Here is a 24,262-nt window from a genome sequence, read left to right as displayed (position 1 = left end):
AATTGTGTGCAATTGTCTGTCAAATATATTAAACTATTCAATGGGAATTTTTTTATAACAGTGAGGAGGACTGTGGATGGACTATGTACTCGACTTTTTAGATGTATTAAAGTATCAAAAGCAGTATTCTCCAAAAACGATTGAAAGTTATCAACTCGATTTACGCGAGTTTGAATCATTTTTAAACGCGGAACATCTAACGGTAACGACGTTTGAGTCGAGAGATGCACGTAATTATTTAACGTTTATATACGATAAAGACTATAAAAAGACGACGATTAGCCGTAAAATTTCTGCGATTCGTAGTTTTTATAATTATTTAAACGAACGATATATCGTAGAAAACAATCCGGTGAGTCAAGTGTCTTTTCCAAAGCGAGACTCTATGTTACCGGATTTCTTGTATGAAAACCAAATCGATGCTTTGTTTCAGTCACTCGATAAAAACAAAAAGATGTACACGAGAGATCGTGCGTTACTCGAGTTATTATACGGCACAGGAATACGTAGTGCAGAACTATTAAACATCGAAGTTTCTGATATCGACTTTGATCACCGGTTGTTAAAAGTACTCGGTAAAGGGAACAAAGAACGTATCGTACCGTTTAATGAATCCGTAAAAGAAGCGTTACTTGAATATATCGAGACGTTTTCTAAACATATGGAAGAGACAGGTGCTTTTTGGTTAAATTATAATTTGATGAAATTAACTGACCGTGGATTACGCTATATCATCAATAAAGTGATGAAAGAAAGTGCAGTAAAAGCATCGCTTCATCCGCATACGTTACGACATACGTTCGCAACGCATATGTTAAATAACGGGGCAGACATACGTGCAGTACAAGAACTACTTGGTCATGAGTCGTTATCGACGACTCAAAGGTATACGCACGTTTCTAAAGAGCAGTTGAGACAAGCGTATTTAAACGCACATCCACAAAATAATAAGAGGTGACGAAAGTGGCAATTAAAGGAACGACGATATTTGCAGTCAAGCATAAAGGTAAAATGGCGATGGCTGGTGACGGACAAGTTACTTTAGGTAACCAAGTCGTCATGAAACATACCGCGAGAAAAGTGAGACGTTTATATGAAGGAAAAGTTGTCGCTGGATTTGCAGGTAGTGTCGCTGATGCATTTACTTTATATGAAAAATTTGAAGCAAGACTATATGAGTATAACGGTCAACTTGAACGTGCAGCCGTAGAACTTGCGAAAGAGTGGCGTACAGATAAAATGCTCCGCCAACTTGAAGCGATGTTAATCGTTATGAATAAAGATACGATGTTAATCGTTTCAGGTACAGGTGAAGTCATCGAGCCAGACGATGGTATTTTATCGATTGGGTCTGGTGGGAACTTCGCACTCGCTGCAGGACGCGCGATGAAATTACACGGAGACGATTTAGATGCTGAGACGATTGCGCGTGACGCGTTAAAAATCGCTGCAGATATTTGTGTCTTTACAAATGATAATATTATCGTTGAAACGATAGATGCTGAATAGGAGGATATATATTGGCTAGTTTATCTCCAAGAGAAATTGTGTCAAAACTCGACGAAAACATCGTCGGACAATATGAAGCAAAGCGTAAAGTTGCGATAGCGATGAGAAATAGATATCGCCGTATGAAATTAAGTGACGAACTTAAACATGAAGTCATCCCGAAAAATATATTAATGATCGGACCAACAGGTGTCGGTAAAACAGAAGTCGCAAGACGCATGGCTAAAATTACCGGTGCACCGTTTACGAAAGTTGAAGCGACAAAGTATACAGAAGTCGGTTATGTCGGTCGTGACGTCGAGTCGATGGTGAGAGACTTAGTCGAGACGAGCGTAAAAATGGTGAAAGAAGAATTATTTAAAGGCGTTCGTGAAGAGGCGACGAAATTAGCGAACGAACGTTTAATAAAACTACTCGCACCAGGACGTTTTAAAGAACCGACGTTTAACAATCCGTTTGAAATGCTTTCAAATATGGGTAAAACAGAAGAACCAGTAGAAGAAGTTGATGACACTGTACGTGAAAAACGTCGTAACATCCGCCAGGATTTAGAAGACGGACGTTTAGAAGAGCGTGTCGTTGAAATCGAAGTCGAAGAGAAACAAATGTCGATGATGATGCCAGGTATGGACAATGGTATGGGCGATATGTTACAAAATATGATGCCGAAGAAAAAACGTAAAAAACGTCTGCCAGTAAAACATGCGCGTGAGCATTTAATTAGAGAAGAGTCTGAAGGACTGATCGACACGGACCTCGTCTATGACCGAGCGATTGAACTCGCTGAAACGTTAGGGATTATCTTTATCGATGAGATGGATAAAATTGCGATGGGGTCAAATAGTCAAGCTGGAGTATCTCGTGAAGGGGTACAACGTGACATTTTACCAATCGTTGAAGGAAGTGTTGTTGAAACGAAATACGGACCGGTGAATACGGAACATATTTTATTTATCGGTGCTGGAGCGTTCCACGTTGCAAAACCGAGTGATTTAATTCCAGAGTTACAAGGGCGTTTCCCGATTCGTGTAGAACTCGATAAGTTAAAAGCAGAAGACTTTAAACGTATTTTAACTGAACCAAAACATTCATTATTAAAGCAATATGAAGCACTGCTTGAAACTGAAGGTGTGACGGTCAGTTATACCGATGAAGCGATCGAAGCACTCGCAAATATTGCGTACGACGTAAACTCTACGACGGATGATATCGGTGCAAGACGACTTCATACGATTATGGAAACTCTGCTTGAAGAGTTACTGTTTGAAGCGGATAATATGCACGGTGCACACGTTGAAATTACAGAGAAATACGTAAATGATAAGCTAGACACAATTAAGAGTAGTAAAAACTTAAGTCAATTTATTTTATAAAACGGAGGGCTATTCTATATGCCAACATTATTAGAAAGAGCGAGAGAAATTAATAAGCTCATTCAAGAAAACGTAAAATACGAAGCGTTAGCAGAAAAACTTAGTAGAATATTAGACTGTAACACGTTCATCGTCGCGAGTGATGCGAAGTTACTCGGTTACGGTACGTATCACGAAAGTTTCGATGAAAACAGTCGTATGCACGAATTTTTAGAAAATCGTGAGTTCCCTGAGTATTATATGAACCGTATTATGCGACTACGTGAAACAGAAGAGAATATCGACTTTAGTAATAAGTTAACGATCTTCCCAGAAGAAGTTGCTGAATATAGTAACTCAGAGACGTGCGTCATTCCAATTTTCGGTGGTGGAGATCGCCTTGGAACGCTCGTCGTCGGTAAAAAAGAAGAAAAATTTACCGAAGAAGATCTCGTCTTATGTGAGTACGCAAGTACTGTTGTAGGTATGGAAATGATGAACGAGCGTCAAAAAGAAGTTGAAAAAGAAGCGCGTGACAAAGCGAGCATCGCGATGGCAATCCGTTCATTATCATACTCTGAACGTGAAGCGATCGAACACATTTTTGAAGAGCTCGATGCGTTAGAAGGTTTACTTGTCGCGTCAAAAGTTGCGGATAGAGTCGGGATTACACGTTCAGTTATCGTAAACGCGTTAAGAAAGTTAGAAAGTGCAGGCGTTATTGAATCTCGTTCACTCGGTATGAAAGGGACGTTTATTCGCATTAAAAAGCCAGGATTCTTAAAAGAACTAGAAAAAGATATGTTTTAGTTGAAGCCCTGACTAAACTGTGCTATTATAATAAACGGCTATAAAGCCAATTACACACGTTTTAGCAAGGAGCTAACTGGTGCCGTAACGGTTGTTAGCTAGCGCTAGAGCGGAGGTAAAAACCAAGGAGGAAAATATTCATGGCAGTAATTAGTATGAAACAATTACTTGAAGCTGGTGTACATTTTGGACACCAAACACGCCGTTGGAACCCGAAGATGAAAAAATACATCTTCACGGAGCGTAACGGTATCTACATTATCGATTTACAACAAACAGTTAAGATGGTTGACGATGCGTACAACTTCATTAAAGAAGTGTCACGTGACGGCGGTAAAGTATTATTCGTCGGTACGAAAAAGCAAGCTCAAGATGCGATCAAAGAAGAAGCAGAGCGTGCAGGTCAACTTTACGTAAACCACAGATGGTTAGGTGGTATCTTAACAAACTTCGATACAATCAAAGGTCGTATCGATAGAATTTCTGAAATCGAAAAAATGGAAGAAGACGGATTATTCGAAGTACTTCCTAAAAAAGAAGTTGCGGAAATCAACAAAGAATATGATCGTTTAATCAAATTCTTAGGTGGAATTCGTGAAATGACAGATATGCCTAAAGCATTATTCGTCGTAGATCCACGTAAAGAATCTATCGCGATTAACGAAGCTAAAATCTTAGGTATCCCAGTCGTTGCAATGGTTGACACTAACTGTGACCCAGACGAAGTGGACTACGTTATCCCTTCTAACGACGATGCGATTCGTGCGGTACGCTTAATGACATCTAAAATGGCTGACGCTGTATTAGAAGGTCAACAAGGTGTATCTAACGAAGATGTTGCAGCTGAGCAAAACATCGACTTAACAGAAGAAGAGTCAGCTGAAGAAGCATCAGAAACTGAAGAATAATAAACAATTTGGTGATAAGTACTTGTTATTTATCACCTTTTTTAAAACATAAATTGATTTTAAAGAATATGGAGGAACAATAATGGCTAAAATTACAGCTCAATTAGTTAAAGAATTACGTGAAAAAACTGGCGCAGGTATGATGGATTGTAAAAAAGCGTTACAAGAAACTGATGGTAACATCGAAGAAGCAATCCAATACCTACGTGAAAAAGGTATTGCTTCTGCTGGTAAAAAAGCAGACCGTATCGCTACTGAAGGTTTAATTGAAATCGCAGTAGACGGAAACGATGCAGCAATCGTTGAAATTAACGCTGAAACTGACTTCGTTGCACGTAACGAACAGTTCCAAAACTTAGTTAAGAAAATTGCTGAGCATATCGTTAAAACAAAACCAGCGAATCTAGAAGAGTTAAATGCTTCTGAATTAGATGGTCAATCAGTTGAGGAAGTTATGAAATCAGCAATTGCTACAATTGGTGAAAACATGAACATCCGTCGTTTTGAAGTTTTAACTAAGCCAGAAAATGGTGCATTCGGTGAGTACATCCACATGGGTGGTACGATCGGTGTGTTATCTGTAATTGAAGGTTCAACAGACGAAGCAATCGCTAAAGATGTTTCAATGCACGCTGCTGCATTAAATCCTCAATATGCAAAACAAGATGAAGTACCACAAGAAGAGTTAGATAAAGAGCGTGAAGTATTACGTAACCAAGCGCTTGAAGAAGGTAAACCAGAAAACATCGTTGATAAAATGGTTGAAGGAAGAATGCGTAAATTCTTAGAAGAAATCGTCATCGGTTCACAACCATTCGTTAAAGATAGCGACAAAACTGTCGATCAATTCTTAAAAGATAACAACGCTGAACTCGTTACTTTCGTTCGTTTCGGACTAGGTGAAGGTTTAGAAAAACGTAATGAAGACTTTGCTGCAGAAGTTAAAGGCCAAATGGGTCAGTAATTAAAAAGACACTTCGGTGTCTTTTTTCTATATCAATATATATAACAGTTAAAAGGAATGAAAATCATGAGTTCTTCTAAATATGAACGCATCGTATTAAAACTTTCTGGTGAGGCACTTGCTGGTGGAGAAGGTGTCGGAATTAAACCGGATATCATTAAAAATATCGCAAAGCAAATTAAAGAAGCGAGAGAACTAGATGTAGAGATCGCTGTAATCGTCGGCGGTGGAAACATTTGGCGTGGTAAAACTGGAAGTGACTTAGGTATGGAACGTGGGAACGCAGACTATATCGGTATGCTCGCTACAGTAATGAACTCACTCGCGTTACAAGACAGTTTAGAACAATTAGGTGTTGATACACGCGTATTAACATCGATTGAAATGAAACAAATTGCAGAGCCGTATATTCGACGTCGTGCGATTCGTCACTTAGAAAAAGGACGCGTCGTTATATTTGCAGCAGGAATCGGTAACCCGTACTTCTCAACAGATACAACAGCAGCATTACGTGCAGCTGAAATCAATGCTGACGTTATCTTAATGGGTAAAAATAACGTAGACGGCGTATATTCAGCAGATCCAAAACACGACGACACAGCGACAAAGTTCGAATCGCTTTCTTATATCGACATGTTACAGAAGAACTTACAAGTGATGGATGCTACAGCAACATCGTTTTGTATGGACAACTCTATCCCACTTGTGGTATTTTCAATTACAGAAGAGGGCAATATCAAACGCGCAGTACTCGGCGAAGATATTGGTACAACGATAACAGATTAAAAGGGAGAAAATAATGGCTAACGACGTATTGAAACAAGCAGAAAAGAAAATGAACGACGCAATTGATGCGTTAAATCGTGAACTTGCAGGAATTCGTACAGCAACAGCAAACGCAAGTCTTTTAGACCGCGTGTACGTAAACTATTACGGTGCGGACACTCCGCTTCAACAACTTGCAAACATTCAAGTGCCAGAAGCGAGAATGTTAACAGTGACACCGTACGACAAAAGTTCAGTAGACGACGTGTTAAAAGCGATTCAATTAGCTGACTTAGGTGTGAACCCAACGTCAGATGGTACGATGATTCGTATTACAATTCCGCAACTAACAGAAGACAGACGTAAAGAATTAACAAAAGACGTTAAAAGCGTTGGTGAAAACTCTAAAGTCGTTATTCGTAACATCCGCCGTGATGCAAACGATACACTAAAGAAACAAGAGAAAGACTCTGAAATTAGTGAAGACGAATTACGTTCATTAGAAGAAGATGTTCAAGATTTAACAAATAAATTTGTGAACATCATCGACGAACGTGTAAAAGAAAAAGAAGCAGACATTATGGAAGTTTAAAAGTTTACAGGTAAGCATTCGCTTACCTGTATTTTTTAATGTTTCTTATGTTAAAATAGATTAATATGTACAGTCTGTACGTTTTTTAATTTTAACTCGGAGGCTACTTATGTTTAATGAGAAAAACTCGACCGATATAAATGGTCCAAACCATGTAGCGATTATCATGGATGGAAACGGCAGATACGCTAAAAGCCTTGGATTACCTCGAGTAAAAGGGCACGAACAAGGTATGGAGACTGTTCGTCGAATAGTCGTAGCTGCGAATCAATTAAATATAAAGTATTTAACGCTATATGCATTTTCTACAGAGAACTGGTCACGCCCACAAAGTGAAGTATCATTTTTGATGAAGCTTCCTGGAATTTTTATGAACAAATTCTTACCAGAATTGATGAGAGAAAATGTAAAAGTAGAGACGATCGGTGAATTTGATGAATTACCTTTACATACTAAAAAAGCCGTCTCTTATGCCGTCAATAAAACAAAAAACAATACGGGTTTAACGTTAATTTTTGCGCTGAATTACGGTGGTAGAAATGAAATTGTACGCGCTGTAAAAAATATCGCAAAAGACGTAGAAAGAGGGACTATAGAGTCATCAAATATTACTGACGAAACGTTTAGCACGTATTTATATACAAAAGACTATCCGGATCCGGAATTACTCATTCGTACGAGTGGGGAATATCGAATAAGTAACTTTTTATTATGGCAAATTTCGTATAGTGAATTATATTTTACAGATACGTATTGGCCGGAATTATCTGTTGAAGAGTTCAATTCGATTATAGAAAGTTATTGTAAAAGAGACCGAAGATTTGGTGGGTTAAAGGAGGAACGTCACGATGAAAACTAGAGTTATTACAGCAGTTGTCGCGTTACTCATATTTTTACCTCTTGTAATCTACGGCGGTATTCCATTTTTAGCGCTCGTTTACTTAATGTCTTTTGTCGCTTTATACGAAATCTTAAAAATGAATCGAATTCATATTTTCAGTGTGCCGGGTATTATGTCAATTCTCGCGTTGTTTTTAATCCTCGGACCAAATTCGACATTTTTACCAACAGTTGAAGCGTACCGTTTAAATTTACTCATCGGTATTGCGCTCGTTATGTTGTCGTTTACTGTTATATCTAATAACCGATTCTCGTTTGTCGACATGGGATTTTGTGTCATGAGTGTCGCTTATATCGGTATTGGATTTATGTATGCATATGAAACGAGAAATGCTGGTTTGATTTATTTAATGTACGGACTTTTAATCGTATGGACGACAGATACAGGTGCGTATTTATTTGGACGCGCCATTGGTAAGCGAAAATTATGGCCGCGTATCTCACCAAATAAAACGATAGAAGGTGCGCTCGGTGGGCTATTTAGTGCTGCAGTTCTTGCAGTAATATTTTCACTGACGGGTCTTTTAGATAACAATATGTTTTCACTCATCGTTTTAACGGTGATTTTAAGTGCATTTGGTCAAATGGGAGATCTCGTTGAATCTGCATTAAAGAGACATTTTGACGTCAAAGATTCAGGGACAATTTTACCTGGCCACGGTGGTATTCTAGACAGATTCGATAGTTTTATATTCGTTCTACCGTTAATGAATATACTACCGATAATTATTTAGAAGGTGACTTTATGAAAAAAATATCGATATTAGGTGTGACGGGGTCAATTGGAACTCAAACACTAGACGTCATAAGGCATAATAGTGATAAGTTTTCTGTAGAAGCAATTTCTGCAGGTCGAAATATCGAGATGTTAAGGCAAATTATTACAGAGTTTAAACCGAAACTCGTATCAGTCATGGACGAACGAGATGCGACATCTTTAAAAGGTGAGTTTACAGATGTGACATTTACGTACGGAAATGATGGTCTAGTAGACGTTGCGACATTTGACGCGGATATATTAGTGACTGCGATATTAGGAAGTGTCGGACTCGTTCCGACGTTACGCGCAATTGAAAAGGGGCGTAAAATCGCTTTAGCTAACAAGGAAACACTCGTCGCAGCAGGTGACATCGTCATGAACCATGCGAAACAGTACGGTGCAGAAATTATTCCTGTCGATAGTGAACATTCTGCGATTTTTCAATGTTTAAATGGTGAAGATGTTTCTCAAATTCATCAATTGATTATTACTGCTTCAGGCGGAAGTTTTAGAGATTTAACACGTGAAGAGTTAAAACACGTCACGAAAAAAGATGCGTTAAACCATCCGAACTGGTCGATGGGGCAAAAGATTACGATCGACAGCGCAACGATGATGAATAAAGGTTTAGAAGTCATCGAAGCACATCACTTATTTAATATGCCAATCGATAAAATTAAAACGCTAATTCATCGTGAAAGCATTATACACTCGATGGTTGAGTTTACGGACAATAGTATAATCGCTCAACTTGGAAATAGTGATATGCGTACAGCGATTCAATACGCGATGACGTATCCAGACCGTATTTATAAAGACAATCCACTGGATATCAATACGTTATCGACATTAAATTTTGAACCGATGGACTTTAAGCGATTTAAAATGATTCAACTTGCGTATGATGCGTTAAAAGTCGGTGGAACGATGCCAGCGGTTATGAACGCAGCGAATGAGTATGCAGTGAACAAGTTTTTAAACGATGAAATTACATTTTTAGAAATAGAAGATATCGTTGAATCGAGAATGGCACACCATGAGGTTGTACAAAATCCAGACCTCGAAACGATTTTACATTATGATAAGTTATATAAGTCAGACTGGAGGGTTTAACTGTTGGTAGGTATTTTATCTTTTATAGTTGTATTTGGTGTACTCGTTACAGTACATGAACTCGGTCACTTATACTTTGCAAAACGAGCAGGTATCTATTGTCCAGAGTTTGCGATTGGAATGGGACCAAAACTATTTTCATACAGCCATAACGACACGTTATATACAATTCGTTTATTACCAGTCGGAGGATACGTTCGTATGGCAAGTGCGGATATGGAAGTGAACCCTTTAAACAAGGGGATGAGTATCGCACTAAAATTAAACGATTCAAACGAAATTACACACGTATTATTAGACGATAAACATAATTTTAACGACATCGAAGCGGTTGAAGTTATCGACAACGATTTTGTTGAGAAAATGACAGTGACAGCAAATCGTTATAGCGATAATAATGTCGTCACGTACACGCTCGCAAAAACAGCGTATTTAGTTGAAAACGGACAATTAGAACGTATCGCAAGCTACGATGAACGTTTTGAGTCAAAGACGCCGTGGCAACGATTTTTAACATTGTTTGCAGGACCATTATTTAACTTCTTACTCGCATTTGTGTTATTTATCTTTTTAGCTTATGTTGTTGGTAAAACAGTCGACACACCGATTGTTGGTGAAGTATCAAGTGGGTCTCCAGCAGAAAAGGCTGGAATTGTCGTCGGTGACGAAGTGAAAGAAGTCAACGGTCAAGTCGTCAGTGACTGGACAGAAATGACACAAACGATCGCAGCAAACGGTGGAGAAGATAAACCGATTACGTTTAAAGTTGAAAACGATGGTAACGTCCGTGAAGTTGACATCGTGCCGATGATTGAAGAGACAGAGACTCCAACTGGTGACGTTGAGAAACGATTAATTATCGGTGTGCGTCAAATGATGGCAGAACCTAAAAATATTTTCGAACCGATTCTTTGGGGTACTGAAAGAATGATTGAAGTGAGTACGATGTTACTTACATTACTCGGTCAACTGTTCTTATCGATATTCCAAGGTGAGTTTACATTTGATATGTTAAACGGACCCGTCGGTATTTATAAAGTGACAGAATCCGTCGCGCAGCTTGGGATTATAAGTTTAATCGCATTTACTGCGATGATTAGTGTAAACTTAGGGGTAATGAACTTATTACCAATTCCAGCACTTGACGGTGGAAGAATATTATTCGTCTTATACGAAGCGATATTTAGAAAGCCGGTAAATAAAAAAGTTGCAATGAATATTCAAATTGCAGGTGTATTATTCGTTATAATGATTATGATCTTAGTGACATGGAATGACATCAAAGTATTTTTCTTAGGGGGATAATTGAATGAGACAATCAAAAATGTTTATACCAACGCAGCGTGAAGTTCCAGCTTCAGCTGAAAGTTTAAGTCACCAGTTAATGTTAAAGTCAGGAATGATTAAACAACTCGCGCGCGGGGTGTATACGTACTTACCAATTACAAAACTCGTACTACAAAACATCGAAAACATCGTACGTGAAGAAATGAACCGTATCGATGGAAACGAAGTTCAAATGCCAGTACTCGCACCGAGAGAATTGTGGGAAGAGTCTGGCCGCTGGGAGAAATATGGTAAAGAATTAATGCGTTTAAAAGACCGTCACGATAGAGACTTTTTACTTGGACCAACTCATGAAGAAGTCGTCGTGGACTTAGTGAGAGACGAGTTACGTAGTTATAAACGTCTACCACTCACGATTTACCAAATCCAAACGAAATTCCGTGACGAACTACGCCCACGCTTTGGATTATTACGTGGAAGAGAATTCATTATGAAAGATGCGTATTCGTTCCACATCGACCAAGAGTCACTGTCTAAAACGTATCAAGATATGTACAATGCGTATGAAAAAATATTTACACGTTTCGGTTTAGATTTTAGAGCAGTTGAAGCAGATAGTGGTGCAATCGGTGGTTCACACACTCACGAATTTATGGCGCTATCTGAAATTGGTGAAGATACGATTGTATTCAGTGAAAATAGTGATTATGCTGCAAACATCGAAAAAGCAGCGTGCTTACGTCCTGAAGAAAAAAGCAATGATGTAGAAAAAGATATCGAAAAAGTAGATACACCGAACGTAAAATCATGTAGTGAACTTGCTGATTTACTCGGTATTGATCTAAAAGAAACGACGAAAACGATGGTCGTTAACGTCGACGGTGAATTTAAAATGATCGTACTTCGTGGTGATCACGAGTTAAATACGATTAAATTAAAATCATTCTTTAACTCAAGTACAGAGCCAGAGCTTGCAGATCAATCAGATATTTTAGAAATTTTCAATGCACACCCAGGATCACTCGGACCAGTTAACAGTAAAATTCCTGTATATATCGATTATCAAGTAGAAGTGATGAAGAACTTCCCAGTTGGTGCGAATGAAGATAACTATCACTTTATCAACGTGAACTTAAAAGACGTTGAGGTTGAAGACTTCGGAGATTTTAGATTCATTACTGAAGGTGAAATGGCACCAGATGGTAGCGGACCAGTGAAGTTTAGAGAAGGTATCGAAGTTGGACAAGTGTTCGAGCTAGGTACTGAATACAGTGAAGCATTAAATTTAACAGTGCTAAACGAACGTGGCCAAAGTGTTCCAGTTTTAATGGGATGTTACGGTATCGGTATTTCAAGAGCTTTATCAGCAATCATTGAAAAATACCACGACGAAAATGGAATTATGTGGCCGAAATCTGTCACTCCTTTTGACGTACACATCGTCATGATGAACGTTAAAAAAGAAGAGTTCGTAAATCCAGCAGAAGAATTATACGACTCACTATCTAAACAATATAAAGTATTACTCGATGACCGAGATGAGCGCGCGGGCGTTAAATTTAACGACTCAGACTTAATCGGTATTCCAGTAAGAGTTGTCGTCGGACGTGGTATTAAAGACGATGTCGTTGAAGTGAAATTTAGAAATAGTGACGAAACGCACGACGTTAAATTAGAAGACTTAGAATCATTTATAAACGAACATTATAACTAACAATACTACAGCGTAAATCGAGAGATTTACGCTTCTTTTTGGAGAGATGCTTTGTGGATTACAACCGGCAATTTAACATACTCTTACAACAGGCAAATATAGAAGACAATGAACAGTTAACTGGCGGAGAACTTAGAAAAGTAATCGTCGACGACAAGACGCGTGAATGGGAGTTTCATATACATTTTGAGACGCTGATCGATTACGCGGTATTTGCGTTTTTAAAGCAAAAAGTCGAAGAGACGTTTCGAAATATCGCAACGGTTCGCTTAAGAGTACATGCTAATGAATTCAAAGAGCGAGACATTTACGAGTATTTAAAAGAAGCGCTAGAAAATATCGAAGTGACTGAAAACTTTAAGCGCCAAATTAACAATTCGAAAATTATGTATAACGACGACACTTTAAAATTTAGTTTTACGAGTGACGTTACTAAAGAATATTTTGAACGAAAAATTAAAAACAATTTAATTTTAGAATATCGTTCATATGGCATCCTCATCTCAGACATCGTGGCAGATGTAGATTTTGATGCACAAACTAAAAACGATGAAAAACTCGATCAAAAAATTACGAATCATACAGAAAAATTATTAGAACAACATAAAAAAGAGAAAGAAAAAGAAGTATCGAAGCCTAAAGAAATCGTTAAGCAAATCGGTAAAAAACTTACGTTTGATGGCGTAAGAAAGATGTATACGATCGAAGATGAAGAATATAACGTCCGATTAGAAGGTGTAATTTTCAGTAAAGACGTGATACATACACGTACTGGGAAGCAAATTTTAAATATGAAAATTACCGACTACACGGATAGCATTCAAGTGAAACGTTTCGGTAACAAAGAAGAAGAAACTAACGTATTCGAAGCGCTGAATAAAGGGGACTGGGTAATCGTCGAAGGAAATATTGAGTACGATGACTTCGCAAAAGACCTTGTCATGAATTTACGTGCGTTAACGATTACTAAACCACCTAAACATGAAGATGATAGTGAAGAGAAGCGTGTCGAACTTCATCTTCATACGATGATGAGTGCGATGGACGGTGTGACAACAATAGAAGATTATATTGACCGCGCGGTTGAATACGGACATCCTGCACTTGCTATAACAGACCATAACAACGTTCAAGCATTCCCGAACGCATATAACTATGCTAAAAGTAAAGGTTTAAAAATGCTCTTTGGTATGGAAGCAAACATCGTCGAAGATAGTGCGAAACTCGCATTTAAAGATAGTCCAGTGCGTTTAGAAGACGCGACGTACGTCGTATTTGACGTTGAGACGACAGGGTTATCTAGTAGATACGATAAAATTATCGAACTCGCAGCAGTTAAAGTACATAACGGTGAAATCATCGACCGTTATGAAAGCTTTATTAATCCGCATGAACCGTTATCAGAGGTCATTAAAAACTTAACAGGTATTACAGATTCGATGTTAGAAAACGAACGTGAATTTGAAGATGTTCTCCCTGAATTTAGAGAGTGGGTCGGGGATGCGATATATGTCGCACATAACGCGACGTTTGACATGGGGTTCATAGATACGGCATTTACTAAACTTGGTTTTGGTCCGTCAGAAAACCCAGTTATTGATACGCTTGAGATTACGAGAGTACTCAATAAAGACTTAAAACGTCATAACTTAGCAGCGCTCGCAAAACATTATAACGTCGAACTCGTCAGTCACCATAGAGCGATCTACGACGCAGAAGCGACAGGTTTTATATTTATAAAGATGTTAGCGCAGTTAAAGAATGCGGGCATTGCCACACATCAGGATATTAATACGCTCGCTAGAGATGATGCGTTTAAGTTAAGTAAACCGAGCCACGCGACAATTTTAGTTAAAAACCAAATCGGTTTAAAAAACTTATTTAAAATTGTTTCAGATAGTTTAACAGATAGTTTTTACCAAGTACCGCGAGTGAGAAAGCACTTTTTAGACGCTCACCGTGAAGGGTTAATTATCGGAAGTGCGTGTGATAACGGAGAAGTGTTTCGAACGTTATTAGAAAAGTCATACGACGATGCACTTAAAAAAGCACGTTACTATGACTATTTAGAAGTGTTCCCAAAAGACTTATATGTTCATCTTTATGAACGCGAGCTCATTCGAGATGACGATATGTACGAAGAACTCATTCATAACATGATTAAAATCGGTGACGAGTTATCGATTCCAGTCGTCGCGACAGGAAACGTTCATTATCTCGATAAAAAAGATAAAATTCGTCGCGAAATTATCATTAAAGGAAACCCCGGGAACCCGTTATCCCGCCAAACGTTACCAGATGCTCATTTTAGAACGACAACTGAAATGCTAGAAAACTTCGCCTTTTTAGGTGACGAACTTTCACGAAAGATTGTCATTGAAAATACGAACGAAATTAGTCGTTCAATCGACGAAGTCGAAGTTATTAAAAACGGATTATTCACACCAGAAATTAAAAATGCGAACGAAGAAGTTAAAGAGTTAACGTATTCAACAGCAAAAGAGATTTACGGTGATCCATTACCAGAAATCATCGAAGCACGTTTAGAAAAAGAGTTAAACAGTATTATCTCAAACGGATTTGGCGTCGTGTACTTAATCTCACAAAAGCTCGTTAAAAAATCACTCGATGACGGCTACTTAGTAGGGAGTCGTGGTTCAGTTGGTTCAAGTTTAGTCGCGACGATGATGGGGATTACTGAAGTTAACCCGATGCCGCCGCACTATATTTGTCCGAAGTGTAAGCATAGTGAGTTTTTCGACGATGGTAAATATAACTCAGGATTTGACTTACCCGACAAAAAATGTGAGAAGTGTAATGTCGAATTCATTAAAGAAGGTCAGGATATTCCGTTTGAAACATTTTTAGGATTTAAAGGGGATAAAGTTCCAGATATCGATTTAAACTTTAGTGGAGAATATCAAGCGACAGCACATAACTACACGAAAGAACTATTCGGTGTAGACTACGTCTACCGTGCAGGAACGATTTCTACACTCGCAGATAAGACTGCATTCGGATACGTGAATGGATATATGAATGATCACGGACTTCATAAACGTAAAGCAGAAATCGATAGACTATCAAGCGAAAGTGAAGGGATTAAACGTACGACAGGTCAGCACCCAGGGGGAATTATCGTTATCCCGGATTCTATGGACGTCTTTGATTTTACGCCAATTCAATATCCAGCAGACGATACGTCGAGTGAATGGCGTACGACACACTTTGACTTCCATAGTATCGACGAAAACGTCTTAAAACTCGATATCCTTGGTCACGTTGATCCGACGATGATTCGTATGCTCGAAGATTTAACAGGCGTGGATCCGAAGACGATTCGAATCGACGACGAAGATACGATGAAACTATTTGAAGGTCCAGAAGTACTCGGTGTGAGTCGAGATGACATTATGAGTAACACTGGAACGTACGGCGTACCTGAATTCGGAACACCTTTTGTTCGTGAAATGTTAGAAGATACAAAACCAAATACGTTTGGTGAGCTCGTTCAAATCTCGGGATTATCACACGGTACAGACGTTTGGCTAGGAAATGCGCAGGATTTAATCCGAAAAGGAATTTGTGACATTTCAACAGTTATCGGGTGTCGTGACGATATAATGGTTACTTTAATGTATAAAGGACTCGAGCCGAGTTTAGCGTTTAAAATTATGGAGAGTGTACGTAAAGGACGCGGACTTCAACCAGAGTGGATTGAAGCGATGAAAGCAAATGGGGTAGAAGATTGGTATATCGATTCTTGCTTAAAAATTAAGTACATGTTCCCGAAAGCACACGCAGCAGCGTACGTACTTATGGCAGTAAGAATTGCGTACTTTAAAGTGCATTATCCTAAAGAATATTACGCGACATATTTAAGTGTACGTGCAGCTGACTTTGATTTAATGACGATGACAAAAGACAAGTCGACAATTCGTACGCGCGTAAAAGAGATGAAAGACAACTACAACGAGTTAACGAAAAAAGAAAAAGACTTATTAATCGTTTTAGAAATTGTGAATGAGATGAGACATCGTGATATTAATATGTTACCGGTCAATATCGAAAAATCTCATCCAGAGCACTTCATTATAGAAGGCGATGCTTTAATCCCACCGTTTACTGCAGTACCAGGACTCGGGCTAAGTGTTGCAAGAAATATTGCTGAAGTGAGAAAACATGACCACTTTATAAGTAAAGAAGATTTAAATAAAAAAGCTGGAGTATCCCAAAAAGTGATCGATTATTTAACAGAACTTGGAAGTTTAGATCATTTACCAGATAAAGCACAGCTTTCTATATTCGACTTATAAATAATGATGTGTTATAATTAACTTGAAATAAAATGTTGTGGATTTGGAAAAGAGCGCACCATCGTGTCCGCTCTTTTCTTATGTTTTAAGCGAGGTGAACGTATCGGTGAATAAAAAAGAATTACACATATTTGAATTAGCAGAACCGGTTGTAGAATCATTGGACTACTCATTAATTGAAGTGGAGTACAAAAAAGAAGGTAAAGATTGGTTTTTAAGATTTTATTTAGACAAACCAGGTGGAATTACGTTAGATGATTGCGTACGTGGCAGTGAAGTACTTGCTGAGAAATTAGACGAATGGGATATTATCGACGGTCATTATTTCCTCGATGTCTCTTCACCAGGTGCAGAGCGTCCAATCAAAACTGAAAAAGATTTAGAGACGACGTTAAACAATGGTATTTATGTAAAAACGTACCAGCATATCGATGGTGAACAAGAATGGACAGGGATACTCACAGAGTACGATGACAGTTCGGTAACGATTAAGTATCGCGATAAAACGCGCGAAAAGACTGTAACAGTCGATCGTGACAAAATTGCTGTAATTCGTAAAGCTGTATTAGTTTGAATGGAGGAATAGTAGTGAATCAGGAATTACTGAATGCAATAGAATATATTCAAAAAGAAAAGAACATCCCAGTAGAAGTACTCGTTGAAGCAATTGAAGCGGCACTTTTAACTGCGTATAAAAGAAATTATAAAGAACATAAAAACGTCCGTGTAGAAATTAATATGGACACAGGAAACTACCGCGTTGTATCTAGAAAAGACGTCGTTGAGGAAGTAGAAGACGACACAGCAGAGATCGATTTACTCACAGCGAGAGAATACAACCCAGCATATGAAGTCGGTGACCCGTTTGATGAAGACGTGACACCTTCAGACTTTAACCGTGTCGGTGCACAAGCTGCGAAACAAGCAGTTATGCAAAGAATTCGAGATGCTGAACGTGAAATTTTATATGAAGAGTTTATCGATAAAGAAGATGAGTTATTAATCGGAACAGTTGATAGAGTCGACAGTCGTTTCGTATACGTCACACTTGGTAACACGGATGCTGTATTACCAGAGTCAGAGCGTATGGCAAATGAAGTCTACAAAACTGGCGATAAAATCCGCGTCTATTTAAACAAAGTAGAACAAACGACACGTGGACCACAAATTTACGTCTCACGTACACATCCAAATCTTTTAAAACGACTCTTCGAAGAAGAAGTTCCAGAAATTTATGACGGAACAGTACTGATTATGAGTGTCGCAAGAGAAGCTGGCGAACGTTCTAAAATTTCAGTATACGCTGAAAACGAAAACGTCGATGCAGTTGGGTCATGTGTTGGTGCAAGAGGTGCCCGCGTTGAAGCAATCGTCGACGAGTTATCAGGTGAAAAAATCGACATCGTATTATATGACAAAGATCCTAAAGTATACGTTAAAAACGCATTATCACCGTCAGAAGTGGTCGACGTAATTATTAATGAAGATGAAAAATCAACGACAGTCGTTGTACCAGATCACCAGTTATCACTCGCAATTGGTAAACGTGGTCAAAACGCACGACTTGCTGCGAAGTTAACAGGCTGGAAGATCGATATCGTTTCAGAATCTGAATTTAACGGTAATACTGAGGATGAAGAAACTTTAGAAGAAACTGTAGAAGAAACTGAAGTAGAAGAGTAGAGGTGTGACGTTTATGGCACGAAAAATTCCGATGAGAAAAGATATTTTATCTGGTGAAATGTTTAAAAAACAAGATCTTATACGAATCGTTAAAACGAAAGACGGCGAAGTATTTGCAGATGAAACTGGAAAGAAAAACGGTCGTGGTGCCTACGTCGTCAAAGATTTAGAAAAAGTAAACGATGCACGTGACAAAAAGGTTTTAGAAAGTAAACTCGGTGTATCAACAGAGGTGTTAGGCCCAGTGTATGACGAAATTATTCGTCTCATATACCGCGAGGATATTCCGAAGCGATGAATAAAGAGTTAAATTTACTCGGACTTGCAACACGTGCAGGAAAAGTAATTAACGGTGAACCTCTAACTTTAGATGGTATTAAACGTAAATCAGTGAAACTTGTTTACTTAGCAAGTGACGCTGGGAATAGTACAAAAAAGAGAATACGCGATAAAACAACAACTCAGTCAATTCCTTTAATTGAAGATTATACTAATCACGAGCTTTCACAAAGCACTGGAGCATATAACCGAGTGGTTCTCGGTGTGACAGATGTTGGCTTTAAAAAGAAGTTGTTAGAGTTGAATGAGAAAGGAACGTGATTCAATGAGTAAGATTAGAATTCATGAATACGCGAAACAACATAACTTACAGAGTAAAGAAGTTATAAATACTTTAAACGAGAGTGGAAAAGACTTTAGCTCTCATATGCAGACGTTAAACGATGATGACGTTAAACTATTAGACCAAAAGTTTGTTAAAAAAGAAAAGAAAAATGACAAACCAAAACAAAACAAAGATAAAAAACATAAACATAACAATAAAAAGCAAGACAATAAAAAGAACGTAAACAAAAAGAATGACAAAAAGAATAAGCAGCAAAAGCAACAACCAAAACAACAAGAAAAGCCTGTAAAAGAAGCTAAAGCTGAGATTCAAGGTGAAAAGACGTTTACGTATGAAGAAGGAATTACAGTCGGTGAGCTTGCTTCAAAAATTAATGTCGACGCATCAAAAGTCGTTAAAGACTTATTTATGCTCGGAATTATGACAAACATCAACCAAAGTTTAGATGACGAAGCGGTTGAAATCGTCGCAGATAACTACGGCTATACAGCTGAAAAAGAAGAAGTTATCGACGACACGGACCTCGATATTTACTTCGATTTAGAAAACGAAGAGTTAACAGAAGAGCGTCCAGCGATCGTTACGATTATGGGACACGTTGACCACGGTAAAACGACGCTACTTGACTCAATCCGTAACGCAAACGTAACGAGTGGAGAAGCGGGTGGAATCACTCAGCATATCGGTGCATACCAAATTCATTGGAACGGTAAAGATATTACATTTTTAGATACACCAGGACACGAAGCGTTCACTACGATGCGTGCACGTGGTGCTCAAGTGACAGACTTAACAGTACTAGTCGTCGCAGCAGATGACGGTGTAATGCCTCAAACAATCGAAGCGTTAAACCATGCTAAAGCTGCAGAGACACCAATTATCGTAGCAGTAAACAAAATCGATAAGCCAACAGCAAATCCTGACCGCGTCATGACTGAACTCGGTGAACACGGATTATTCCCAGAAGACTGGGGTGGAGATACGATCTTCGTACCACTTTCAGCATTAACTGGTGAAGGAATCGATGATTTACTTGAAATGATTACACTAGTCAGTGAAGTCGAAGAGTTAAGCACAAAATCTGACCGCGACGCGATTGGTACAGTAATCGAAGCAGAGCTCGACAAATCACGTGGACCTGTAGCGACGCTACTCGTTCAGCACGGTACGTTACATGTTGGAGATTCTTTAGTTGTTGGAAATACGTTCGGTAAAGTACGTGCGATGACAAACGACTTAGGTGAAAGAATCCAAACAGCTGGTCCATCATTACCAGTTGAAATTACTGGTTTAAACGATATTCCACAAGCTGGTGACAGATTCGTCGTCTTTGAAGATGATAAAAAAGCACGTTCTATCGGTGAAAAACGCCGTGAAGACAAAATTATGCGCGACCGCGAGTCTACAAATAAGATTAGTTTAGATAACTTATTTGAAACGCTTAAAGAAGGCGAGTTAAAAGACTTAAACTTAATTCTTAAAGCGGACGTTCAAGGTACAGTAGAAGCTCTTGCAGCGTCACTCATGAAGATTGACGTTGAAGGTGTAAATATCCGAATTATCCATACAGGTGTTGGAGCAATTAACGAATCAGACGTTACACTTGCAAACGCATCGAACGCGATTATTATCGGATTTAACGTACGTCCAGATGCAAACGCACGTCGTACAGCAGAAAACGAAAAAGTAGACATTCGTCTACACCGCGTAATCTATAAAGCATTAGAAGAAATAGAGCAAGCAATGAAAGGTATGCTCGACCCTGAATACGAAGAAGAAGTCATTGGATACGCAGAAGTACGTCAAACGATTAAAGTTTCTAAAATCGGTACAATCGCTGGTTCTTACGTGACTGAAGGTAAGATTACTAGAGACGCAGGCGTTCGTGTAATCCGTGAAGGTGTCGTCATCTTTGAAGGTGAACTCGATTCACTGAAACGATTTAAAGACGACGCAAAAGAAGTTGCTTCAGGATACGAATGTGGGATTACGATCAAAAACTTTAACGATATTAAAGAGGGCGACCAAATCGAAGCATTCCAAATGGTTGAAGTTAGGAGAGTTTAATTATGGCTAAGCGTAATGACCGAGTTGCAGAAGAAATTAAAAAAGTAGTGACTGAAGTCATCGATAACGAAGTGATGGATAAAGAACCATCGTTAAAACTCGTTACAGTGACTGAAGTTGAAGTTTCTGAAGAGCTTGAATATGCGAACGTATACTTTACGACTTTAAACGAAAATAAAAGAGAAGTTGAAGATATTTTAAATAAATATCGTGGATTACTCCGTTCAGCAGTTGCAAAAAATATTCGTTTAAGAAAAGCACCAGAAATTTACGTGAAGTACGATCAATCTGTCGACTACGGTAGCAGAATTGAAGACTTATTAAACCAAATTAAAAACGAAGGCAAATAATATGAGCGACGATTCGTCGCTCATTATTTTTTTATGAATAGATAAGTGGTATATTTATAATTAAATAATTGTATGGAGGAAAGAGATGTCAAACAATTTTTGGTTTTTAATGTACTTAGTATTTCTCGGATTATTAGTAATCGGAATCGATGCATTATTTTTCAATTTACTACCGACTAAAACATTTGGTTCGGCATTTTTATCACTCGTATTTATCGTTGTTATTGCTGGGCTCTTTGTCTTTTTATATGAAAAAATCTTTAATCGAAAAAAGTAAGAGGTGTCACAATGTATAGTGGAGTCATCTGTGTGGATAAACCAAAAGGTATGACAAGTCATGACGTCGTCATGAAAGTCAGACGTAAATTACATATGAAAAAGGTCGGTCATACAGGAACGTTAGATCCGGATGTGACTGGTGTGTTACCGGTTGTCGTTGGAGATGCAACGCAACTGACTGAAGTGTTACAAGAAAGACAAAAAAGTTATACAGCAGTAGTAACGCTCGGATTTTCAACGACAACTGAAGATTCTGCAGGTGAAAAAGTAAAAACGAGTGACGTATCACATATTACTAAAGAAATGATCGACGACGTTATTGAAAACTTTGAAAGAGATTATAACCAAACAGTACCGATGTATAGCTCGGTGAAAGTAAACGGTAAAAAGTTATATGAATACGCACGAAATAACGAAAAGGTAGAAAGACCGAGCCGCGTCGTTACGATTTATCGTTTAGAACGTACTGGAGATATTACGTTTAAAGATACGATAGATTTTCAAATTGACGTAACATGCTCAAAAGGTACATACATTCGTACGCTCGCTGTAGACATCGGTCGTAAACTCGGTGTTGAAGCACATATGTCGTATTTAAGAAGAACAGAATCGTGTGGGTTTACTGAAGATGATGCGGTCGAATTAGATACAATTAGTGAAGCGTCGATAATTCCGATTTTAGAAGTTTTAAGCGATGAATATACCGTAGAACTGTTCGACGAACTGAAAGACCGTGGACCATTGTTTAAAATTTCAAATGGGCAAAAGATGAGTCAAAATGATATGATGAAACTAACGAATAATGAAGACGTAGAGACTGTTTTATTTGTTAAAAACAACCGACCAATCGGTTTGTATAAAAAACATAAAGAAAACGAATTTAAACCGTTTAAAATGTTTCTTACGTCAAATGACTTGTGAGGGCTTTATGAAAACATATCGACTATATTATCCAAATGATTTATCTATAGAAAACGAACCAATCGCATTAGCGCTCGGTTTTTTTGATGGACTCCATCTCGGACATCAACAAGTGATTGACACGATGATTGAAATTGCTGAAGAAAAAGGATTAAAAAAAGCAGTGATGACGTTTGATCCGCATCCTTCTGTCGTTTTAAATCCGAAAATGCGACGGACGACGTATATTACGCCGTTAAAAGAAAAAGAAGAGATGCTAAAAGAAAAAGGCATCGACTACTTATTTGTCGTAAACTTCTCAAGTGACTTTGCAGCGTTATCTCCAGATACGTTTGTGAAAGAGTATTTAATCTCTAACAACGTGAAAGAAGTAATCGCAGGGTTTGATTTTTCATATGGACAGTACGGTAAAGGATCGATTACGACGTTAAAGACGTATGACGAATTTAACACGACTAAAGTACTTCCGATAAACGAGAACGAAGAAAAAATTTCGACGACAAAAATCCGAGAACTTCTTTTAAGTGACAAGCTAGAAGAAGCAAATAAAATACTCGGTCGACCATATCAAATTAACGGTGTCGTCGTTCAAGGTGAAAAACGCGGGAGAACGATTGGGTTTAGAACAGCAAACATCGAACCAAGCGGACCGTTTTTACTACCGTCACTCGGGGTGTACGCTGTTACGATGACGATTGGTGCAGATGATACGATTTATAGAGGTGTCGCATCGATTGGTAAAAAACCGACGTTCCACGAAGATTATAAAGTGACGATTGAAGTCCATTTAATTGATTTTGACCGTACGATATACGGTGAAGAAGTGTCAGTGTATCTTCATAACTATTTACGTGGAGAAAAGAAATTTGACGGTTTAGATGATTTAATTGAAGCGATGACAATCGATAAAGAAAACGCCATACAGTTACTTGAAAAATTCGAGTAAAGCGCGTATAATAATTTAAGTGCGATATCTTGGTCATTAGACACCCTAACTTTTGACTCAGATATTAGCGAATATATATATATAAGGGAGGACATGACTATGTCAATGTCAAAAGAAAGAAAACAACAATTAATCGAAGAATACCGTGTACACGAAACGGACACTGGATCTCCAGAAGTTCAAATTGCAGTGTTAACTGAAGAAATTAACACATTAAACGCACACTTAAAAGTACACAAAAAAGACCACCATTCACGTCGCGGACTTTTAAAAATGGTTGGTCGCCGTAAGCACTTATTAAACTACTTACGTGAAAAAGACGTTACACGTTACCGTGAGTTAATTAAAAAATTAGGTTTACGTCGTTAATAGAGAGAGCATACCATTTGGTATGCTTTTTT

Annotated in this window: 24 protein-coding genes; all 24 read left to right on the top strand. The window is 38.3% G+C overall.

What is annotated here, in order from left to right:
- Positions 1 to 76 precede the first annotated feature (76 nt).
- The 24 genes from xerA (at position 77) to rpsO (ending at position 24,230) form a co-directional block, all read left to right on the top strand.
- Positions 77 to 958, top strand: coding sequence for a site-specific tyrosine recombinase/integron integrase (gene xerA, locus HMPREF2767_RS00190; protein WP_068130508.1), 882 nt, complete (start codon positions 77 to 79; stop codon positions 956 to 958).
- A 5-nt stretch (positions 959 to 963) separates the two neighbouring features.
- Positions 964 to 1,509, top strand: a complete 546-nt coding sequence (gene hslV / locus HMPREF2767_RS00185) for an ATP-dependent protease subunit HslV (RefSeq protein ID WP_040929147.1) — start codon at positions 964 to 966, stop codon at positions 1,507 to 1,509.
- 8 nt (positions 1,510 to 1,517) lie between these two features.
- The gene (gene hslU / locus HMPREF2767_RS00180) at positions 1,518 to 2,882 is read left to right on the top strand and encodes an ATP-dependent protease ATPase subunit HslU (RefSeq protein WP_070457734.1); all 1,365 of its coding nucleotides are present in this window, start codon (positions 1,518 to 1,520) and stop codon (positions 2,880 to 2,882) included.
- A gap of 18 nt (positions 2,883 to 2,900) precedes the next feature.
- Complete coding sequence (codY, locus tag HMPREF2767_RS00175) at positions 2,901 to 3,671, top strand: GTP-sensing pleiotropic transcriptional regulator CodY (RefSeq protein ID WP_070622094.1); 771 nt, start codon at positions 2,901 to 2,903, stop codon at positions 3,669 to 3,671.
- Between the two features lie 140 nt (positions 3,672 to 3,811).
- Positions 3,812 to 4,579, top strand: a complete 768-nt coding sequence (gene rpsB, locus HMPREF2767_RS00170; protein ID WP_040929145.1) for a 30S ribosomal protein S2 — start codon at positions 3,812 to 3,814, stop codon at positions 4,577 to 4,579.
- 82 nt (positions 4,580 to 4,661) lie between these two features.
- Positions 4,662 to 5,543, top strand: a complete 882-nt coding sequence (gene tsf, locus HMPREF2767_RS00165; protein WP_070622093.1) for a translation elongation factor Ts — start codon at positions 4,662 to 4,664, stop codon at positions 5,541 to 5,543.
- Between the two features lie 63 nt (positions 5,544 to 5,606).
- Positions 5,607 to 6,329: a UMP kinase gene (gene pyrH / locus HMPREF2767_RS00160; protein ID WP_102167568.1), complete on the top strand. Its 723-nt coding sequence runs from the start codon at positions 5,607 to 5,609 to the stop codon at positions 6,327 to 6,329.
- A 13-nt stretch (positions 6,330 to 6,342) separates the two neighbouring features.
- Positions 6,343 to 6,900 (top strand): ribosome recycling factor, encoded by a 558-nt coding sequence (gene frr / locus HMPREF2767_RS00155; protein ID WP_068130493.1) that lies wholly within the window; start codon positions 6,343 to 6,345, stop codon positions 6,898 to 6,900.
- A gap of 109 nt (positions 6,901 to 7,009) precedes the next feature.
- On the top strand, positions 7,010 to 7,759 hold the full coding sequence (locus HMPREF2767_RS00150; RefSeq protein WP_070622092.1) for an isoprenyl transferase: 750 nt from the start codon (positions 7,010 to 7,012) through the stop codon (positions 7,757 to 7,759).
- Complete coding sequence (locus HMPREF2767_RS00145; protein WP_068130488.1) at positions 7,749 to 8,534, top strand: phosphatidate cytidylyltransferase; 786 nt, start codon at positions 7,749 to 7,751, stop codon at positions 8,532 to 8,534. The genes HMPREF2767_RS00150 and HMPREF2767_RS00145 overlap by 11 nt, the downstream gene beginning before the upstream one ends.
- An 11-nt stretch (positions 8,535 to 8,545) precedes the next feature.
- Entirely contained in the window at positions 8,546 to 9,673 is a 1,128-nt protein-coding gene (gene dxr / locus HMPREF2767_RS08820; RefSeq protein ID WP_070622091.1) for a 1-deoxy-D-xylulose-5-phosphate reductoisomerase, read from the top strand.
- Positions 9,674 to 10,978 (top strand): RIP metalloprotease RseP, encoded by a 1,305-nt coding sequence (gene rseP / locus HMPREF2767_RS08815; RefSeq protein WP_070622090.1) that lies wholly within the window; start codon positions 9,674 to 9,676, stop codon positions 10,976 to 10,978.
- Positions 10,979 to 10,982: 4 nt separating this feature from the next.
- Complete coding sequence (locus tag HMPREF2767_RS00130; protein WP_068130480.1) at positions 10,983 to 12,674, top strand: proline--tRNA ligase; 1,692 nt, start codon at positions 10,983 to 10,985, stop codon at positions 12,672 to 12,674.
- A gap of 53 nt (positions 12,675 to 12,727) precedes the next feature.
- Positions 12,728 to 16,990: a PolC-type DNA polymerase III gene (locus HMPREF2767_RS00125; protein WP_070622089.1), complete on the top strand. Its 4,263-nt coding sequence runs from the start codon at positions 12,728 to 12,730 to the stop codon at positions 16,988 to 16,990.
- A gap of 106 nt (positions 16,991 to 17,096) precedes the next feature.
- A complete protein-coding gene (gene rimP, locus HMPREF2767_RS00120; RefSeq protein WP_040929136.1) occupies positions 17,097 to 17,564 on the top strand; it encodes a ribosome maturation factor RimP in 468 nt (155 codons plus the stop codon).
- 8 nt (positions 17,565 to 17,572) lie between these two features.
- Positions 17,573 to 18,673 (top strand): transcription termination factor NusA, encoded by a 1,101-nt coding sequence (nusA, locus tag HMPREF2767_RS00115; protein ID WP_371440748.1) that lies wholly within the window; start codon positions 17,573 to 17,575, stop codon positions 18,671 to 18,673.
- Between the two features lie 13 nt (positions 18,674 to 18,686).
- Positions 18,687 to 18,971 carry an RNase P modulator RnpM gene (rnpM, locus tag HMPREF2767_RS00110; RefSeq protein ID WP_068130472.1) on the top strand — a complete coding sequence of 95 codons (285 nt, stop codon included), beginning with the start codon at positions 18,687 to 18,689 and terminating at the stop codon, positions 18,969 to 18,971.
- Positions 18,968 to 19,273 (top strand): L7Ae/L30e/S12e/Gadd45 family ribosomal protein, encoded by a 306-nt coding sequence (locus HMPREF2767_RS00105; RefSeq protein ID WP_068130470.1) that lies wholly within the window; start codon positions 18,968 to 18,970, stop codon positions 19,271 to 19,273. Before rnpM ends, HMPREF2767_RS00105 begins: the two co-directional genes overlap by 4 nt.
- Positions 19,274 to 19,277: 4 nt before the next feature.
- Entirely contained in the window at positions 19,278 to 21,365 is a 2,088-nt protein-coding gene (gene infB / locus HMPREF2767_RS00100; RefSeq protein WP_070622120.1) for a translation initiation factor IF-2, read from the top strand.
- Between the two features lie 2 nt (positions 21,366 to 21,367).
- Positions 21,368 to 21,715 carry a 30S ribosome-binding factor RbfA gene (gene rbfA / locus HMPREF2767_RS00095; RefSeq protein ID WP_070457754.1) on the top strand — a complete coding sequence of 116 codons (348 nt, stop codon included), beginning with the start codon at positions 21,368 to 21,370 and terminating at the stop codon, positions 21,713 to 21,715.
- A gap of 85 nt (positions 21,716 to 21,800) precedes the next feature.
- A complete protein-coding gene (locus tag HMPREF2767_RS00090; RefSeq protein ID WP_040929132.1) occupies positions 21,801 to 21,992 on the top strand; it encodes a hypothetical protein in 192 nt (63 codons plus the stop codon).
- An 11-nt stretch (positions 21,993 to 22,003) separates the two neighbouring features.
- Complete coding sequence (truB, locus tag HMPREF2767_RS00085; RefSeq protein ID WP_070457756.1) at positions 22,004 to 22,915, top strand: tRNA pseudouridine(55) synthase TruB; 912 nt, start codon at positions 22,004 to 22,006, stop codon at positions 22,913 to 22,915.
- A gap of 7 nt (positions 22,916 to 22,922) precedes the next feature.
- Positions 22,923 to 23,861: a bifunctional riboflavin kinase/FAD synthetase gene (locus tag HMPREF2767_RS00080; protein WP_070622087.1), complete on the top strand. Its 939-nt coding sequence runs from the start codon at positions 22,923 to 22,925 to the stop codon at positions 23,859 to 23,861.
- Between the two features lie 99 nt (positions 23,862 to 23,960).
- Positions 23,961 to 24,230 carry a 30S ribosomal protein S15 gene (gene rpsO, locus HMPREF2767_RS00075; RefSeq protein ID WP_040929129.1) on the top strand — a complete coding sequence of 90 codons (270 nt, stop codon included), beginning with the start codon at positions 23,961 to 23,963 and terminating at the stop codon, positions 24,228 to 24,230.
- Positions 24,231 to 24,262: the final 32 nt, after the last annotated feature.

Origin of the sequence: Nosocomiicoccus sp. HMSC067E10 (genome assembly GCF_001810835.1) — a bacterium.
Taxonomy (GTDB): Bacteria; Bacillota; Bacilli; order Staphylococcales; family Salinicoccaceae; genus Nosocomiicoccus; species Nosocomiicoccus ampullae_A.
Note: the sequence above shows the minus strand (reverse complement) of the source record. Positions and strands in the feature narration are given on the sequence as shown.

Coding starts and splice junctions, on each gene's coding strand:
- xerA (WP_068130508.1), top strand. CDS start 77: ATGGACTATGTACTCGACTTTTTAGATGTATTAAAGTATCAAAAGCAG.
- codY (WP_070622094.1), top strand. CDS start 2,901: ATGCCAACATTATTAGAAAGAGCGAGAGAAATTAATAAGCTCATTCAA.
- rpsB (WP_040929145.1), top strand. CDS start 3,812: ATGGCAGTAATTAGTATGAAACAATTACTTGAAGCTGGTGTACATTTT.
- tsf (WP_070622093.1), top strand. CDS start 4,662: ATGGCTAAAATTACAGCTCAATTAGTTAAAGAATTACGTGAAAAAACT.
- frr (WP_068130493.1), top strand. CDS start 6,343: ATGGCTAACGACGTATTGAAACAAGCAGAAAAGAAAATGAACGACGCA.
- HMPREF2767_RS00150 (WP_070622092.1), top strand. CDS start 7,010: ATGTTTAATGAGAAAAACTCGACCGATATAAATGGTCCAAACCATGTA.
- HMPREF2767_RS00145 (WP_068130488.1), top strand. CDS start 7,749: ATGAAAACTAGAGTTATTACAGCAGTTGTCGCGTTACTCATATTTTTA.
- dxr (WP_070622091.1), top strand. CDS start 8,546: ATGAAAAAAATATCGATATTAGGTGTGACGGGGTCAATTGGAACTCAA.
- HMPREF2767_RS00130 (WP_068130480.1), top strand. CDS start 10,983: ATGAGACAATCAAAAATGTTTATACCAACGCAGCGTGAAGTTCCAGCT.
- rnpM (WP_068130472.1), top strand. CDS start 18,687: ATGGCACGAAAAATTCCGATGAGAAAAGATATTTTATCTGGTGAAATG.
- HMPREF2767_RS00105 (WP_068130470.1), top strand. CDS start 18,968: ATGAATAAAGAGTTAAATTTACTCGGACTTGCAACACGTGCAGGAAAA.
- infB (WP_070622120.1), top strand. CDS start 19,278: ATGAGTAAGATTAGAATTCATGAATACGCGAAACAACATAACTTACAG.
- rbfA (WP_070457754.1), top strand. CDS start 21,368: ATGGCTAAGCGTAATGACCGAGTTGCAGAAGAAATTAAAAAAGTAGTG.
- HMPREF2767_RS00090 (WP_040929132.1), top strand. CDS start 21,801: ATGTCAAACAATTTTTGGTTTTTAATGTACTTAGTATTTCTCGGATTA.
- truB (WP_070457756.1), top strand. CDS start 22,004: ATGTATAGTGGAGTCATCTGTGTGGATAAACCAAAAGGTATGACAAGT.
- HMPREF2767_RS00080 (WP_070622087.1), top strand. CDS start 22,923: ATGAAAACATATCGACTATATTATCCAAATGATTTATCTATAGAAAAC.
- rpsO (WP_040929129.1), top strand. CDS start 23,961: ATGTCAATGTCAAAAGAAAGAAAACAACAATTAATCGAAGAATACCGT.